This is a genomic window from Pseudomonas sp. KUIN-1, assembly GCF_009176725.1.
GTDB lineage: Bacteria > Pseudomonadota > Gammaproteobacteria > Pseudomonadales > Pseudomonadaceae > Aquipseudomonas > Aquipseudomonas fragariae.
In genome coordinates this window covers 576,122-590,481 of record NZ_AP020337.1, presented here as the reverse complement: position 1 = coordinate 590,481, position 14,360 = coordinate 576,122, and the positions used below count along the sequence as shown (strand labels likewise).

Sequence of the window (14,360 nt, the reverse complement as noted above, 5' to 3'; positions counted from 1 at the left end):
CAAGCCATGCAAGACCTCGATCCCGTCGAAACCCAGGAATGGCTGGACGCCCTGGAATCGGTTCTCGACAAAGAAGGCGAAGACCGCGCTCACTACCTGATGACCCGTTTGGGCGAGCTGGCCACCCGTAGTGGTTCGCAGCTGCCGTACGCCATCACCACGCCATATCGCAACACCATTCCTGTCACCCACGAAGCACGCATGCCTGGCGACCTGTTCATGGAACGCCGCATTCGCTCGCTGGTGCGCTGGAACGCATTGGCCATGGTTGTCAAAACCAACATCGGCGACCCGGATCTGGGCGGCCACATCTCCAGCTTCGCCTCCAGCGCCACGCTGTACGACATCGGCTTCAACTACTTCTTCCAGGCCCCGACCGACGAACACGGCGGCGACCTGATCTACTTCCAGGGTCACGCATCGCCAGGCGTTTACGCCCGTGCGTTCATGGAAGGCCGCATCACCGAAGAGCAAATGACCAACTTCCGTCAGGAAGTCGACGGCAATGGCCTGTCTTCTTACCCACACCCGTGGCTGATGAAGGATTTCTGGCAGTTCCCGACTGTATCGATGGGCCTTGGCCCGATCCAGGCGATCTACCAGGCGCGCTTCATGAAGTACCTGGAACACCGCGGTTACATCCCGGAAGGCAAGCAGAAAGTCTGGTGCTTCCTGGGTGACGGCGAGACCGACGAGCCGGAATCCCTGGGCGCCATCGCCCTGGCCGGTCGCGAGAAGCTCGACAACCTGATCTTCGTCGTCAACTGCAACCTGCAGCGCCTCGACGGCCCGGTTCGCGGCAACGCCAAGATCATCCAGGAACTCGAAGGCGTGTTCCGTGGCGCTCAATGGAACGTCACCAAAGTCATCTGGGGCCGTTTCTGGGACCCACTGCTGGCCAAGGACGTCGACGGTATCCTGCAACGTCGCATGGACGAAGTCATCGACGGCGAATACCAGAACTACAAGGCCAAGGACGGCGCGTTCGTCCGCGAGCACTTCTTCAACTCGCCTGAACTCAAGGCCATGGTTGCCGATCTGTCCGACGACGAGATCTGGAAACTCAACCGTGGCGGCCACGACCCGTACAAGGTCTATGCGGCCTACCACGAAGCCGTCAACCACAAGGGTCAACCGACCGTGGTTCTGGCCAAGACCATCAAGGGTTATGGCACCGGCGCCGGTGAAGCGAAAAACACTGCGCACAACACCAAAAAGGTCGATGTCGACAGCCTGCGTCACTTCCGTGACCGCTTCGACATCCCGGTCAAGGACTCCGAACTCGAAGCCCTGCCGTTCTACAAGCCGGAAGAAGGCAGCGCCGAAGCCCGTTACCTGAGCGAGCGTCGTGCTGCGCTGGGTGGTTTCGTGCCGCAGCGTCGTGCGCAGAGCTTCAGCCTGCCGACCCCGCCACTCGAGACCCTCAAGGCCATCCTGGATGGCTCGGGCGATCGCGAAATCTCCACCACCATGGCCTTCGTGCGCATCCTGACGCAACTGGTCAAGGACAAGGAAATCGGTCAGCGCATCGTGCCGATCATCCCGGACGAAGCGCGTACCTTCGGTATGGAAGGCATGTTCCGCCAACTGGGCATCTACTCGTCGGTCGGCCAGCTCTACGAGCCAGTCGATAAAGAACAGGTGATGTTCTATCGCGAAGACAAGAAAGGCCAGATCCTCGAAGAAGGCATCAACGAAGCGGGCGCCATGTCCTCCTTCATCGCTGCCGGTACTTCGTATTCCAGCCACAACCAGCCGATGATTCCGTTCTACATCTTCTACTCGATGTTCGGTTTCCAGCGTATCGGCGACCTGGCCTGGGCCGCTGGCGACAGCCGTACCCGTGGCTTCCTGATTGGCGGCACCGCCGGCCGTACCACGCTGAACGGTGAAGGCCTGCAGCACGAAGACGGTCACAGCCACATCCTGGCATCGACCATCCCGAACTGCCGCACCTTCGACCCGACTTACGGTTATGAACTGGCAGTGATCATCCAGGACGGCATGCGCCGGATGTTCGAAGAGCAGCAGGACGTTTTCTACTACCTGACCGTGATGAACGAGTCCTACGCCCAGCCAGCCATGCCGGCCGGTGTGGAAGAAGGCATCGTCAAGGGCATGTACCTGCTCGAAGAAGACACCAAGGAAGCGGCGCACCACGTCCAGTTGCTGGGCTCGGGCACCATCCTGCGTGAAGTCCGCGAAGCGGCGAAGATTCTCCGTGACGAGTTCAACATCGGCGCCGACGTGTGGAGCGTCACCAGCTTCAACGAGCTGCGTCGCGACGGTCTGGCTGCAGAGCGCAACAACCGCCTGCACCCTGGCCAGAAGCCGCAGCTGAGCTATGTCGAGGAATGCCTGAACGGTCGCAAAGGTCCGGTCATCGCATCGACGGATTACATGAAGCTGTTCGCTGATCAGATTCGTCAGTGGGTTCCAACCAAGGAATACAAAGTCCTGGGCACCGACGGTTTCGGCCGTAGCGACAGCCGCAAGAAGCTGCGTCACTTCTTTGAAGTCGATCGTCACTTCGTGGTCCTGGCAGCCCTGGAAGCCTTGGCTGATCGTGGCGATATCGAACCTAAAGTCGTGGCGGAAGCCATCGCCAAGTTCGGTATCGATCCTGAAAAACGCAATCCACTGGACTGCTAAGAGTCTGCTTCAAGAGCGCTGATCAGAGCGTAAACAGCCGAGGATGCGGAATTTACTCGACGTAAATGAGCATCCAACGCTGTTTCGTTGTAACTGAACCAGCGTATTCGTGAGTGAACAGGTTCTCCTAAGGAGAGACATAGTGAGTGAGTTAATTCGTGTACCCGACATCGGCAACGGTGAAGGCGAAGTCATTGAATTGATGGTCAAGGTCGGTGATCGCATCGAAGCCGACCAGAGCGTTCTGACGCTTGAGTCGGACAAGGCGAGCATGGAAATCCCTGCTCCCAAGGCTGGCGTCATCAAGACCATGAAGGTCAAGCTGGGCGACCGCCTGAAAGAAGGCGACGAGCTGTTCGAACTGGAAGTGGAAGGCGAAGCGGCTGCGGCCCCGGCACCTGCTGCCGAACCTGCCGCTGCCCCTGCTGCTGCCGAAAAGCCGGCTGAAGCGGCACCTGCACCCGCGGCCGCCGCCGAGCCTGCTCCGGCAGCCAGCGCCAGCGTTCAGGACATCCACGTACCGGACATCGGTTCGTCGGGCAAGGCCAAGATCATCGAACTGATGGTCAAGGTCGGTGACAGCATCCAGGCCGATCAGTCGCTGATCACCCTGGAATCCGACAAGGCCAGCATGGAGATCCCTTCTCCGGCAGCAGGCGTTGTCGAGAGCATTGAAGTCAAGCTGGACCAGGAAGTCGGTACCGGCGACCTGATCCTGAAACTGAAAGTCGAAGGCGCCGCGCCTGCCGCCGCTCCGGCCCCTGCCGCCAGCGCACCCGCTGCTGCCCCGGCCAAGGCTGAGGCCGCAGCTCCCGCCGCCCCTGCTCCCAAAGCAGAAGCAGCACCTGCGCCAGCGGCTCCAGCGGCTCCGGCGGCTCCGGCCAAAGACGGTGCCAAGGTTCATGCAGGCCCGGCCGTTCGTCAGTTGGCTCGCGAATTCGGCGTCGAGCTGAGCGCAGTCAGCGCCACCGGCCCGCACGGCCGCGTGCTGAAAGAAGACGTTCAGGCTTACGTCAAAACCATGATGCAGAAGGCCAAGGAAGCTCCAGCAGGCGGCGCAAGCGGCGGCTCGGGCATCCCGCCGATTCCGGAAGTCGATTTCAGCCGTTTCGGCGAGATCGAAGAAGTACCGATGACGCGCCTGATGCAACTCGGCGCTTCCGGTCTGCACCGCAGCTGGCTGAACATTCCGCACGTCACGCAGTTCGACCAGGCCGACATTACCGACCTGGAAGCTTTCCGTGTCGCGCAGAAAGGCGCTGCCGAGAAGGCTGGCGTCAAGCTGACCGTCCTGCCGCTGCTGCTCAAATCCTGCGCCCACCTGCTCAAGGAACTGCCGGACTTCAACGCTTCGCTGGCGCCTAGCGGTAAGGCCGTGATTCGCAAGAAGTACGTGCACATCGGCTTTGCTGTGGACACCCCGGACGGCCTGCTGGTCCCGGTCATCCGCGACGTCGACCAGAAGAGCCTGTTGCAACTGGCCGCCGAAGCCGCCGCACTGGCGGAAAAGGCGCGCAACAAGAAACTGACGGCGAACGACATGCAGGGCGCGTGCTTCACCATCTCCAGCCTCGGCCACATTGGCGGCACCGGCTTCACGCCGATCGTCAACGCGCCGGAAGTGGCGATCCTCGGTGTTTCCAAGGCAACCATCCAGCCCGTCTGGGACGGCAAAGCCTTCCAGCCGAAACTGATGCTGCCGCTGTCGCTGTCCTACGATCACCGCGTGATCAACGGCGCAGCTGCTGCCCGCTTCACCAAGCGCTTGAGCGAATTGCTGGCGGACATCCGCACAATCCTGCTGTAAGCCCTGCAGGCCCGTCCCCGGACGGGCCTTGCTGTACACCCTTGCGAGCTGCCACGCTCGAACCTCAACCCCGCCCTCCAGCGGGGATTTTTTTGCCCTGGATATCGCGCCCATGCTCCGCGCTCATTGCTGGATCCTGTGGGAGTGACCGGGGCGGCGATCCGCATTGCTCACGAAGACCATGGTCCAGACGCCCCATCTTCTGGGACTGTAAGGGCCCCTTCGCGAGCAAGCTCGCTCCCACGACCTTTATCGCGGTGCCAGGTCTGACTGGCGGGTGATACACTACGCGACATTTTTGTTTTGCAGGTCCACCGTCGTGACTAACACCGCTTTCAATTCCCTGCCTCTGTCCGCTGCCATGCTGGCTAACCTGGAGTCGCTTGGTTATGCCGAAATGACACCGATTCAGGCGCAGAGCCTGCCGGTGATCCTCAAGGGCATGGACCTGATCGCGCAAGCCAAGACCGGCAGCGGCAAGACCGCTGCGTTCGGCATCGGCCTGCTCAACCCGATCAACCCGCGTTTCTTCGGTTGTCAGGCACTGGTCATGTGCCCGACCCGCGAACTGGCGGATCAGGTGGCCAAGGAAATCCGCCGTCTGGCGCGTTCCGAGGACAACATCAAGGTCCTGACCCTGTGTGGCGGCGTGTCCTTTGGCCCGCAGATCGGCTCGCTGGAGCATGGCGCGCACATCATCGTCGGCACTCCGGGTCGCATACAGCAGCACTTGCGCAAGGGCTCGCTGGTCCTGGACGGCCTGAACACGCTGATTCTCGATGAAGCCGACCGCATGCTGGACATGGGTTTCTACGACGCCATCGCCGACATCATCGAGCAGACTCCGCAGCGCCGTCAGACCCTGCTGTTCTCCGCCACCTACCCGGTCGGCATCAAGCAGTTGTCCTCGAAGTTCATGCGTGATCCGCAGACCGTCAAGGTCGAAGCGCTGCACGCCGACAGCCAGATCGAGCAGATTTTCTACGAGATCTCCCCGGAGCAGCGCCTGGAAGCGGTGGTCAAGGTACTCGGCCACTTCCGTCCGACGTCCTGCGTGGCGTTCTGCTTCACCAAGCAGCAGGTCCAGGAAGTGGTCGATCACCTGACCGCCAAGGACATGTCTGCCGTCGGCCTGCATGGTGATCTGGAACAGCGTGACCGTGATCAAGTGCTGGCGATGTTCGCCAACCGCAGCACTTCGGTATTGGTCGCCACTGATGTGGCCGCGCGCGGTCTGGATATCGACGCGCTGGACATGGTGATCAACGTCGAGCTGGCGCGTGATTCGGAAATCCACATTCACCGTGTCGGCCGTACCGGTCGTGCCGGCGAGAAAGGCATCGCGGTCAGCCTCGTGGCCCCGTCGGAAAGCCAGCGCGCCCGTGCCATCGAAGAGTTGCAGAAAGCGCCGTTGAACTGGCAGCAATACGACAGACTGAGCATCAAGGAAGGCGGCAAGCTGCTGCCCGCCATGACCACCCTGTGCATCGGTTCGGGCCGTAAGGACAAGCTGCGTCCGGGCGACATCCTCGGCGCATTGACCGGCGAGGCAGGCATTGCGGGCACTCAGGTCGGCAAGATCGCGATTTTCGACTTCCAGGCCTACGTTGCCGTCGAGCGCAGCATGGCCAAACAGGCTCTGGAGCGTTTGAACAACGGCAAGATCAAGGGCAAGTCGCTGCGCGTGCGGATTTTGTAAAGTTTATCGTTGACCCTGATAGTCCCTACACGCCGCGCCGAGCGTCATATACAGGCCCCGAAGGTCCTGAAAACGCGGTTTTCAGGCTTCTGCGGCCAGAATCAAAAACAGGCTTGTGCATAGCTTGGCGCGGAGCATGGGAACGATCGTGACCTGAAGATCGAGGAACCACGCTGTGCCCGTTACTGACGTTGTAATCATTGGCGCCGGTGCTGCCGGTCTGATGTGTGCGTTCACCGCTGCCGCTCGCGGGCGCAAGGTGATGTTGATCGACCACGCCAACAAACCCGGCAAGAAGATCCTGATGTCCGGTGGCGGGCGGTGCAACTTCACCAACATGTACACCGAGCCGGCAAACTTCCTGTCGCAGAACCCGCATTTCTGCAAATCGGCCCTGGCCCGCTATACCCAATGGGATTTCATCGCGATGGTCGCCAGGCATGGCGTGCCTTATCACGAGAAAAAGCTCGGCCAGCTGTTTTGCGACAACAAGTCCAGCGACATTCTGGAAATGCTTCTGGAAGAATGCCGACAAGCCGGTGTCAGCCTGCACATGGACACCGCCGTGCAGCAGATCGAAAAGACTGACGCCGGCTACAGCCTGCAGACCACGCTGAGCACCCTGAACTGCCAGTCGCTGGTGATTGCCACGGGCGGGCTGTCGATTCCGACGCTGGGCGCGACCGGCTTTGGCTATCAGGTCGGCAAGCAGTTCGGCCACACGCTGCTGCCGACCCGCGCCGGGCTGGTACCGTTCACCATCACCGATCAGCTCAAGGAGCTGTGCACCGAGCTGTCAGGCACCTCGGTGGATTGCCTGGTGAGCTGCAACGACACCAGCTTCCGCGAAAACATCCTGTTCACCCACCGCGGCCTCAGTGGCCCGGCGATCCTGCAGATTTCCTCGTTCTGGCAGCCCGGCGACACCGTGGAAATCAACCTGCTGCCCGATCATGACGTGCCCGCCTGGCTCAACCAGCAGCAGGCCGAGCGCCCCAACAGTGAACTGAAAACCCTGCTGGGCGAGATTTTCACCAAGAAGATGGCCAACCTGATCGCCGAACACTGGTTCGTTTCCAGACCGATGAAGCAGTACACCCACGCCGAACTGGCCGAGATCGCCGAAAAGCTGGCGAGCTGGCAGGTGGTCCCGGCGGGCACCGAGGGTTATCGCACGGCCGAGGTGACGCTGGGCGGTATCGACACCCGTGAAGTGTCGTCCAAGACCATGGAATCGCTGAAATCCCCCGGTCTTTATTTCGTGGGCGAAGTGCTGGACGTGAGCGGTCATCTGGGCGGCTTCAACTTTCAGTGGGCGTGGGCGTCGGCCTATGCTGCCGCACAGTACGTGTGACCTGGTCGCTGATATGCAACATCACGACACGGCAAACCGGTATAAATTTTGCGAGGCGGATGTACAGCCAGTCATTTGGTCTGTACATATCCTCCTGCACGATCGATCAATTGCGAACAGGGCCGTCAAGCTAACCCATGGCATCGAAATCTCTCCGTCATACATTCCGTCGATTGTGGGCGCTGGATAAATTCAGCTATAGCGTTCGAGTCTTTATCGCACTGACCGGCAGCATGGCGCTGTGCTGGTATCAAAATGAAATGGCGTTACTGATCCCGCTGTTTCTGGGGATTATCGCCTGCGCCCTGGCCGAGACCGACGACAGCTGGCAAGGCCGACTCAACGCACTGGCGGTGACGCTGGTGTGTTTCAGCATCGCCGCCCTTGCCGTCGAATTGCTCTTCCCCTACCCCATTCTGTTTGTCTGTTCACTGGCGCTGGCCAGCTTCTGCCTGACCATGCTCGGCGCACTGGGTGAACGCTATGGCGCGATTGCCTACGGCACGTTGATTCTTTCGGTCTACACCATGATCGGCGTCGATCAGCGTGGCGGTGAAGTACTGGACTTCTGGCATGAACCGATGCTGCTGGTGGCGGGCGCAGCCTGGTACGGCCTGCTGTCGGTGCTCTGGCAGATGCTGTTTTCCAACCAGCCGGTGCAACAGGCGCTGGCGCGACTGTTTCGTGAGCTGGGCCAGTACCTGAAGCTCAAGTCGACCCTGTTCGAACCGATTCGCACGCTCAACGTGGAGGCCCGTCGCCTGGAGCTGGCGCAGCAGAACGGCAAAGTCGTCGCCGCGCTGAACTCCACCAAGGAAATCATCCTGCACCGCGTCGGCAGCGGCCGCCCCGGCTCCAAAGTCAGCCGCTACCTGAAGCTGTACTTCATCGCCCAGGACATCCACGAGCGCGCCAGCTCGTCGCATTACCCCTACAACTCACTGGCCGATGCGTTTTTCCACAGCGACGTGCTGTTCCGCTGCCAGCGCCTGCTGCGTCAACAGGGCGTTGCCTGCCAGGCGCTGTCGGAATCCATCCAGTTACGTCAGCCATTCGTGTATGACCCAAGCTTCGCCGAAGCCATGGAAGACCTGCACGCGTCCCTTGAACATCTGCGCATCCAGAGCAACCCTGCGTGGCGCGGCCTGCTGCGTTCGCTGCGCGCGCTGGCCGCCAACCTTGGCACCCTGGATCGCCTGATCAGCGACGCCAGCAACCCGGACGCCGTGGCCGATGCCACCGACAGCAGCCTGCTGGACCGCTCGCCGCGCAACCTCAAGGATGTCTGGACGCGCCTGCGCCTGCAGATGACCCCGACCTCGCTGCTGTTTCGTCACGCCCTGCGCCTGCCGCTGGCATTGACCATCGGTTACGCGATGGTGCACCTGATCCACCCGTCACAGGGCTACTGGATCATCCTGACCACGGTGTTCGTCTGCCAGCCCAGCTACGGCGCCACCCGGCTCAAGCTCGGCCAGCGGATCATCGGCACCGCGATCGGCCTGACGGTCGGCTGGGTGCTGTTCGATCTGGTTACCAGCCCGATCCTGCAATCGATGTGCGCCGTGCTGGCCGGGGTGGTGTTCTTCGTCAATCGGACCACGCGCTACACCCTGTCGACCGCCGCCATCACGGTGATGGTGCTGTTCTGCTTCAATCAGGTCGGTGATGGTTATGGCCTGTTCCTGCCGCGGCTGTTCGATACATTGCTGGGCAGCCTTATCGCCGGTCTCGCCGTGTTCCTGTTTCTGCCGGACTGGCAGGGACGACGCCTGAACAAGGTGCTGGCCAATACCCTGACCTGCAACAGCATCTACCTGCGGCAGATCATGCAACAGTACGCCAAGGGCAAGAGTGACGACCTGGCCTATCGACTGGCGCGGCGCAACGCCCACAACGCCGACGCCGCGCTGTCGACCACGCTGGCGAACATGCTCATGGAGCCCGGCCACTTTCGCAAGGAGGCCGACGTCGGCTTCCGCTTTCTGGTGCTGTCACACACGCTGCTGAGCTACCTTTCCGGCCTCGGCGCGCACCGTGATACGCAGTTGCCGAGTGATGTCCGCGAACACCTGATCGATAACGTCGGTGCCACACTGGCCGCCAGCATCGACGAAATCGCTGCAGGGCTGGCCGAGAAGAAGCCGGTTGCGGTGCAGAGCGATGCCGAGGAAGGGCTGGCCGCGCAACTGGAGCAACTGCCCGAAGACATGGACGAAAGTCAGCGACTGGTGCAAGCCCAGCTGGCGCTGATCTGCCGCCAGCTGGCTCCGCTGCGCACCCTCGCCGCGCACTTGATCAAAGCTCCGGAGGTTGCTGCAACCCATGCAGTCTGAGCAGCTCATCGTAGGTGCCGTCGGCTTTCATGGCGGCAATTTCGCGATCAAAGTCGGCGACGATCTTGTCGTGGTGGGGATTTTTCAGGCTGACCAGAATATGCAGGCTGTTCTCGCTCAACGAGCCCGGTAGAAACTCGACCCGGTCACGCACCTCATCCGGTTCCATCGCCAGGTTGTAACGGGCTACGTACTCATCTTCCAGGGTCAGGTCGACACGCTCGGCGGCGAGCATGCGTATGGCGGTGGAGAAGTTCTGCACAGGGACCTTCTGCAACTGGCTGTCGCTGTCAAACGCAGGGGCATAAGCATAACCCCTGACCACCGCGATCACGTATTGGTGGAGCTGCTCATGGGTCAGGGTGCCAATGGGCGACTCCTTGCGCTTGATGAAACGTATCCGGTTGAGCAGGTATTGCGCAGAAAACTGGCCAATTTTCGTACGTTCATCGCTGAACCACGCATTGATCAGCACATCATGACGCCCTTGGCTCAAACCCAGCATCGCCCGTGCCCAGGGCACTTGCTCATACAGCGTGGTGTACCCGGCACGGCGCAGCGCCGTATTGACGATATCGGTTGCCAGCCCGCCGTTGAGCAGCAGCGCGTCGGTAAAAGGTGGCCAGGGATCGGCGACAAGACGCAACTTTTCAGCTGCGTTGACGTGCGCCATCAGCAGAAAGACCAGCACCCCCACCGCTCGAAGCAACTGCGACATGCTCAGGTTCCTGAAAGGGGCAGCATGCCCGATTTAATCCTATCGGCAGGAAAACGCTCGCCCGTGAGGGCGCCTGCAGTTCTAATTGAAGACCTCAAGCAGGCAGTAGACAAGCCGGGCAGGCAACATGCTCAACCGGCGCAGCATTCATATCGTTGACGGCGTTTATTGGGAATGTCGGCGGATACGTTTAGACTTCGCTTCTGGTTTCCCTGCGAGTCTGCGACATGTCTATCAAATGGATCTGCAAACATCACACCGAGCTGAGCATCGAGCAACTCTATGCCGTGCTGCAACTGCGTGCCGAGGTGTTTGTGGTCGAGCAGCAATGCGTGTACCTGGACGTCGACGGACAGGACCTGATGGGCGACACCTGCCACCTGATGGCCTGGCAGGAAGACAAGCTGGTCGCCTACCTGCGTTTGCTCGACCCGATCCAGCAAGGCGGCGACGTGACCATCGGCCGGGTGGTGACTGCGCCTTCGATCCGCAGCAGGGGCATCGGCCATGAACTGATGGAGCAGGCCCTGGAAAACGCCGAACGCAAATGGCCCGACCAGCCCATCTACCTATCGGCCCAGGCCCATCTGCAAGGCTATTACAGCCGCTACGGCTTCAATCCGGTGGGCGAGGTCTACCTGGAAGACGACATTCCGCATATCGGCATGCGTCGCGATCTGGACTGAAAGCCGCTCAGGGATACTCCAGCACGGCCTTGATACGCGGCAGATTGTCGGCAATCCAGCCCTTGTCAACGGCGCCCCAGTCACGGATCCGGTAGCTGCCGGCGTGATTGCGGCCGCCTTCGAGCTGCTCGAAATCACACACAATGTCCAGATCGGCAAGCGCACTGATAGTGTCCTGCGCGGTCCGACGCGGCATGCCGGTTGCCGCTATCAGCTCCGGAACACTGCTGGCGATCTGTGAATCGATCAGATACGCCACGTACAGGCGGCGATAGAAACTGCTTTTGGTCTTGCTGACCTGCATCGTCGAATCCTTTTTCAGTGCCTGGCTCAGCATGGCGCTCGCGCGGCCTGCAGATCGCGGTACGTCAGGTACACGCGCAAATCGAACTCCAATTGGTGATAACCGGGCAACATGTGCTCGCACAACTGGTAGAAGGCCTTGTTGTGATCCGACTCACGAAAGTGAGCCAGCTCGTGCACGACGATCATTTTCAGAAACTCTGGCGGCGCTTCCTTGAACAGCGCGGCCACACGGATCTCGTTACTGGCCTTGAGCTTGCCGCCCTGCACTCTGGATATCTTGGTGTGCAGGCCCAGCGCGCGGTGGGTCAGGTCGAGACGATTGTCGAAAAGAACCTTCTTGATGGCTGGCGCGTTGCGCAGGTGATCCTGCTTGAGCGCCAGCGCATAGGCGTAAAGGGCCTTGTCGCTCTGGACCTGATGCCGCGCGGGGTAGCGCTGCTCAAGGTAATCCGCCAGACGATCCTCGGCAATCAGCTGCTGCACCTGATCCTGCAGGGCCTGCGGATAGGCCTGCAGGTATTTGAGCGGAGCAGGGCTGGATGCAGTCATGGGGCCTTTGCATGAGATCGAAAAACGCCATTCTACAACAATCTGGTTTGCCTGAAGCCCGCCACATCAAAGTGCCCGGGAAAGCGCAACGCATCTTCTGGCAACATCGGATGAGCGATCAAAAAGCCCTGCATGACCTGACAGCCGTTGTCTGCCAGCCACTGGTATTGCTCGGCAGTCTCGACCCCTTCGGCAATAACCAGCATATCGAGGTTGCGGCTCAGGTCGATGATACTGCTGGCCATCGCCGCCTCGCGCTTTGACCCTGCAATATTGGCCACAAAACGCCTGTCCAGCTTCAAGGTGTCGAGTTGCAGATTGCGCAGGTGCGACAGCGAGCATTCGCCGGTACCAAAGTCGTCGAGCGCAATGCGCACACCGACCTCATGCAACAACTTCAGCTGTTTGTGGCTGTGCGTCAGGTTGTTGACCAGGGCGGTTTCAGTGATTTCCACCTCTATCTGCCCCGGTTTCAGCTCGAAGCGATCCATGGCGCGTTTCAATTCCGAGGCCAGATTGGGCAGGCAGAATTGTGTGGGGCTGACACAGACACTCAGCACCATGTCGGGCGCGAAGATGTGGCTCCATGCCTGACGCTGCTCGGCGCCCTGATCAAAGATCCAGCTGCCGAGCCGATTGATCAGTCTGGTCTCTTCCAGCAGCGGAATGAACAGCGCAGGCGGGACCTCTCCGACCGCTGGATGCTGCCAACGCAGCAAGGCCTCGAAACCACGCAAGCGACCATCCGCCACGTGAATCTGGGGCTGGTACACCACTGAAAAATCCCGACCGTCGATGGCCGTACGCACGCTTTCCTCAAGCATCAGTCGCGAGCGGGCGCGCCCGTTCATGTTCTGATCATAGAACCGGTATTGTTGCCGCCCTGCACGCTTGGCCTCGTACATGGCGATATCTGCCGCGCGCAGCAGACCGTCCAGATTCGAGCCGCAATCCGGAAAGGTCGCAATGCCGACGCTGGCACCCAGGGTGATCTCGACACCGTCGACCTGGCGTCTTCCGGATACCCGCTCGATGAGCTTTTCGGCGATCTTGGCCGCCTGTTCGGGGTAATCAAGCCCGTCGATTACGACGGTGAACTCGTCGCCGCCGATGCGTGCCAGCACATCATAGGGGCGCATGCTGTCCTTGAACTGCTCGGCGACCCAGAGCAATACCTGATCACCGGCCTCGTGGCCCAGCGTGTCGTTTATCTGCTTGAAACCATCCAGATCCATGAACAGCACGACCAGGTATTTATCCGCCCGCTCGTTGCGCAACAGCATGCTTTCAACGGCCTGATAAAGTCCCCGGCGATTGAGCAGGCCTGTCAATGCATCGGTGACGGCCTGTTTTTCCAGCTGCTGATAAAGATCACGAACCACCGACATATCGAGAACCGTCAGCACCATTGCCTTCTGTTCGGCAGGCAGCGCCGCACAGGACAACGCCACTGGCAGTTGCGTGCCTTGCGCCGTACGCAGAATGGCGTCGTGCACCCGATAGGTGTCGGACTTGCGATAGTGCTGGTAAAAGCCCGAATCCAGCCAGTGGCCTACCTTCGGTTCGATGATGTAGTCCAGCACCTGGGTGCCGCGCAGGTGATCGACGGAGGTGTTCAATAACTGACAGATAGCCGGGTTGGCAAAGCTGATGGTGCCTGCTTCGTCAACGACCAGAATGCCTTCGGCGACGTTGGCCAGCACCGATGCGTTGAACGCACGGGCCGACTCCAGCTCCAGTGACAGCTGTTGCAGCGCACGACGATTGCGCTGTTGCTCAAGCAGGGTCTGCACCTTGGGCTTGAGCACATTCGGGTCGAAGGGTTTGAACAGATAGTCCGTCGCACCATTCGCATAGCCCTTTTGCACCGCATCCTGGGTCTGCTCATTGGCGGTGAGAAAAATAATCGGCGTAAGGCGGGTGCGCTGACTGCCACGCATCAGTCGCGCGACCTCGAAGCCGTCCATACCCGGCATCTGCACATCCAGCAAAACCAGGTCGACTTCCTGCTCGAGAAGTACGGTCAATGCTTCTATTCCGGAACTTGCAGTCACAATGTGCCAGTCCGTTCTTTGCAGAACAGCGCACATCGTCACCAGATTTTCCGGGTAATCGTCTACAACAAGTAAAACTGAAGAGCCATCATCTGGCTGGTTTGGCACGCGTTCCATGCTGCTTCTCTGTGTGGGCATGACGCCTGAGACTCAGGACGACCGTCATACTTTGGAATAACTCTAGCCTCGTCTCGCCAAA

10 protein-coding genes are annotated in these 14,360 nt (G+C 60.3%); 6 read left to right on the top strand and 4 right to left on the bottom strand.

Annotated elements, in window-relative coordinates; genetic code table 11:
* The first annotated feature begins 6 nt into the window (after positions 1-6).
* The 5 genes from aceE (at position 7) to yccS (ending at position 9,848) form a co-directional block, all read left to right on the top strand.
* Positions 7-2,652 carry a pyruvate dehydrogenase (acetyl-transferring), homodimeric type gene (gene aceE / locus KUIN1_RS02825; protein ID WP_003422379.1) on the top strand — a complete coding sequence of 882 codons (2,646 nt, stop codon included), beginning with the start codon at positions 7-9 and terminating at the stop codon, positions 2,650-2,652.
* A gap of 142 nt (positions 2,653-2,794) precedes the next feature.
* On the top strand, positions 2,795-4,459 hold the full coding sequence (gene aceF / locus KUIN1_RS02820) for a dihydrolipoyllysine-residue acetyltransferase (protein WP_152091815.1): 1,665 nt from the start codon (positions 2,795-2,797) through the stop codon (positions 4,457-4,459).
* 319 nt (positions 4,460-4,778) lie between these two features.
* The gene (gene dbpA / locus KUIN1_RS02815) at positions 4,779-6,158 is read left to right on the top strand and encodes an ATP-dependent RNA helicase DbpA (RefSeq protein WP_152091814.1); all 1,380 of its coding nucleotides are present in this window, start codon (positions 4,779-4,781) and stop codon (positions 6,156-6,158) included.
* Between the two features lie 175 nt (positions 6,159-6,333).
* Complete coding sequence (locus KUIN1_RS02810; RefSeq protein ID WP_054091668.1) at positions 6,334-7,512, top strand: NAD(P)/FAD-dependent oxidoreductase; 1,179 nt, start codon at positions 6,334-6,336, stop codon at positions 7,510-7,512.
* A gap of 137 nt (positions 7,513-7,649) precedes the next feature.
* A complete protein-coding gene (yccS, locus tag KUIN1_RS02805) occupies positions 7,650-9,848 on the top strand; it encodes a YccS family putative transporter (protein WP_011266454.1) in 2,199 nt (732 codons plus the stop codon).
* Here the strand turns inward: yccS and KUIN1_RS02800 are convergent.
* On the bottom strand, positions 9,811-10,566 hold the full coding sequence (locus KUIN1_RS02800; RefSeq protein ID WP_003404618.1) for a substrate-binding periplasmic protein: 756 nt from the start codon (positions 10,564-10,566) through the stop codon (positions 9,811-9,813). The genes yccS and KUIN1_RS02800 overlap by 38 nt on opposite strands.
* A gap of 227 nt (positions 10,567-10,793) precedes the next feature.
* Between KUIN1_RS02800 and KUIN1_RS02795 the strand changes: the two genes are divergently transcribed.
* Complete coding sequence (locus KUIN1_RS02795) at positions 10,794-11,252, top strand: GNAT family N-acetyltransferase (protein WP_003404616.1); 459 nt, start codon at positions 10,794-10,796, stop codon at positions 11,250-11,252.
* A 7-nt stretch (positions 11,253-11,259) separates the two neighbouring features.
* On the opposite strand, the gene KUIN1_RS02790 is transcribed toward KUIN1_RS02795, so the two are convergent.
* Genes KUIN1_RS02790 through KUIN1_RS02780 form a run of 3 tightly spaced genes read right to left on the bottom strand, consistent with a single transcriptional unit; the run spans position 11,260 to position 14,278 of the window.
* The gene (locus tag KUIN1_RS02790) at positions 11,260-11,556 is read right to left on the bottom strand and encodes a winged helix-turn-helix domain-containing protein (protein ID WP_011266452.1); all 297 of its coding nucleotides are present in this window, start codon (positions 11,554-11,556) and stop codon (positions 11,260-11,262) included.
* 26 nt (positions 11,557-11,582) lie between these two features.
* Positions 11,583-12,107 carry a M48 metallopeptidase family protein gene (locus KUIN1_RS02785; protein WP_003404609.1) on the bottom strand — a complete coding sequence of 175 codons (525 nt, stop codon included), beginning with the start codon at positions 12,105-12,107 and terminating at the stop codon, positions 11,583-11,585.
* A gap of 32 nt (positions 12,108-12,139) precedes the next feature.
* Complete coding sequence (locus KUIN1_RS02780) at positions 12,140-14,278, bottom strand: two-component system response regulator (protein ID WP_024640337.1); 2,139 nt, start codon at positions 14,276-14,278, stop codon at positions 12,140-12,142.
* Between the last annotated feature and the right edge of the window lie 82 nt (positions 14,279-14,360).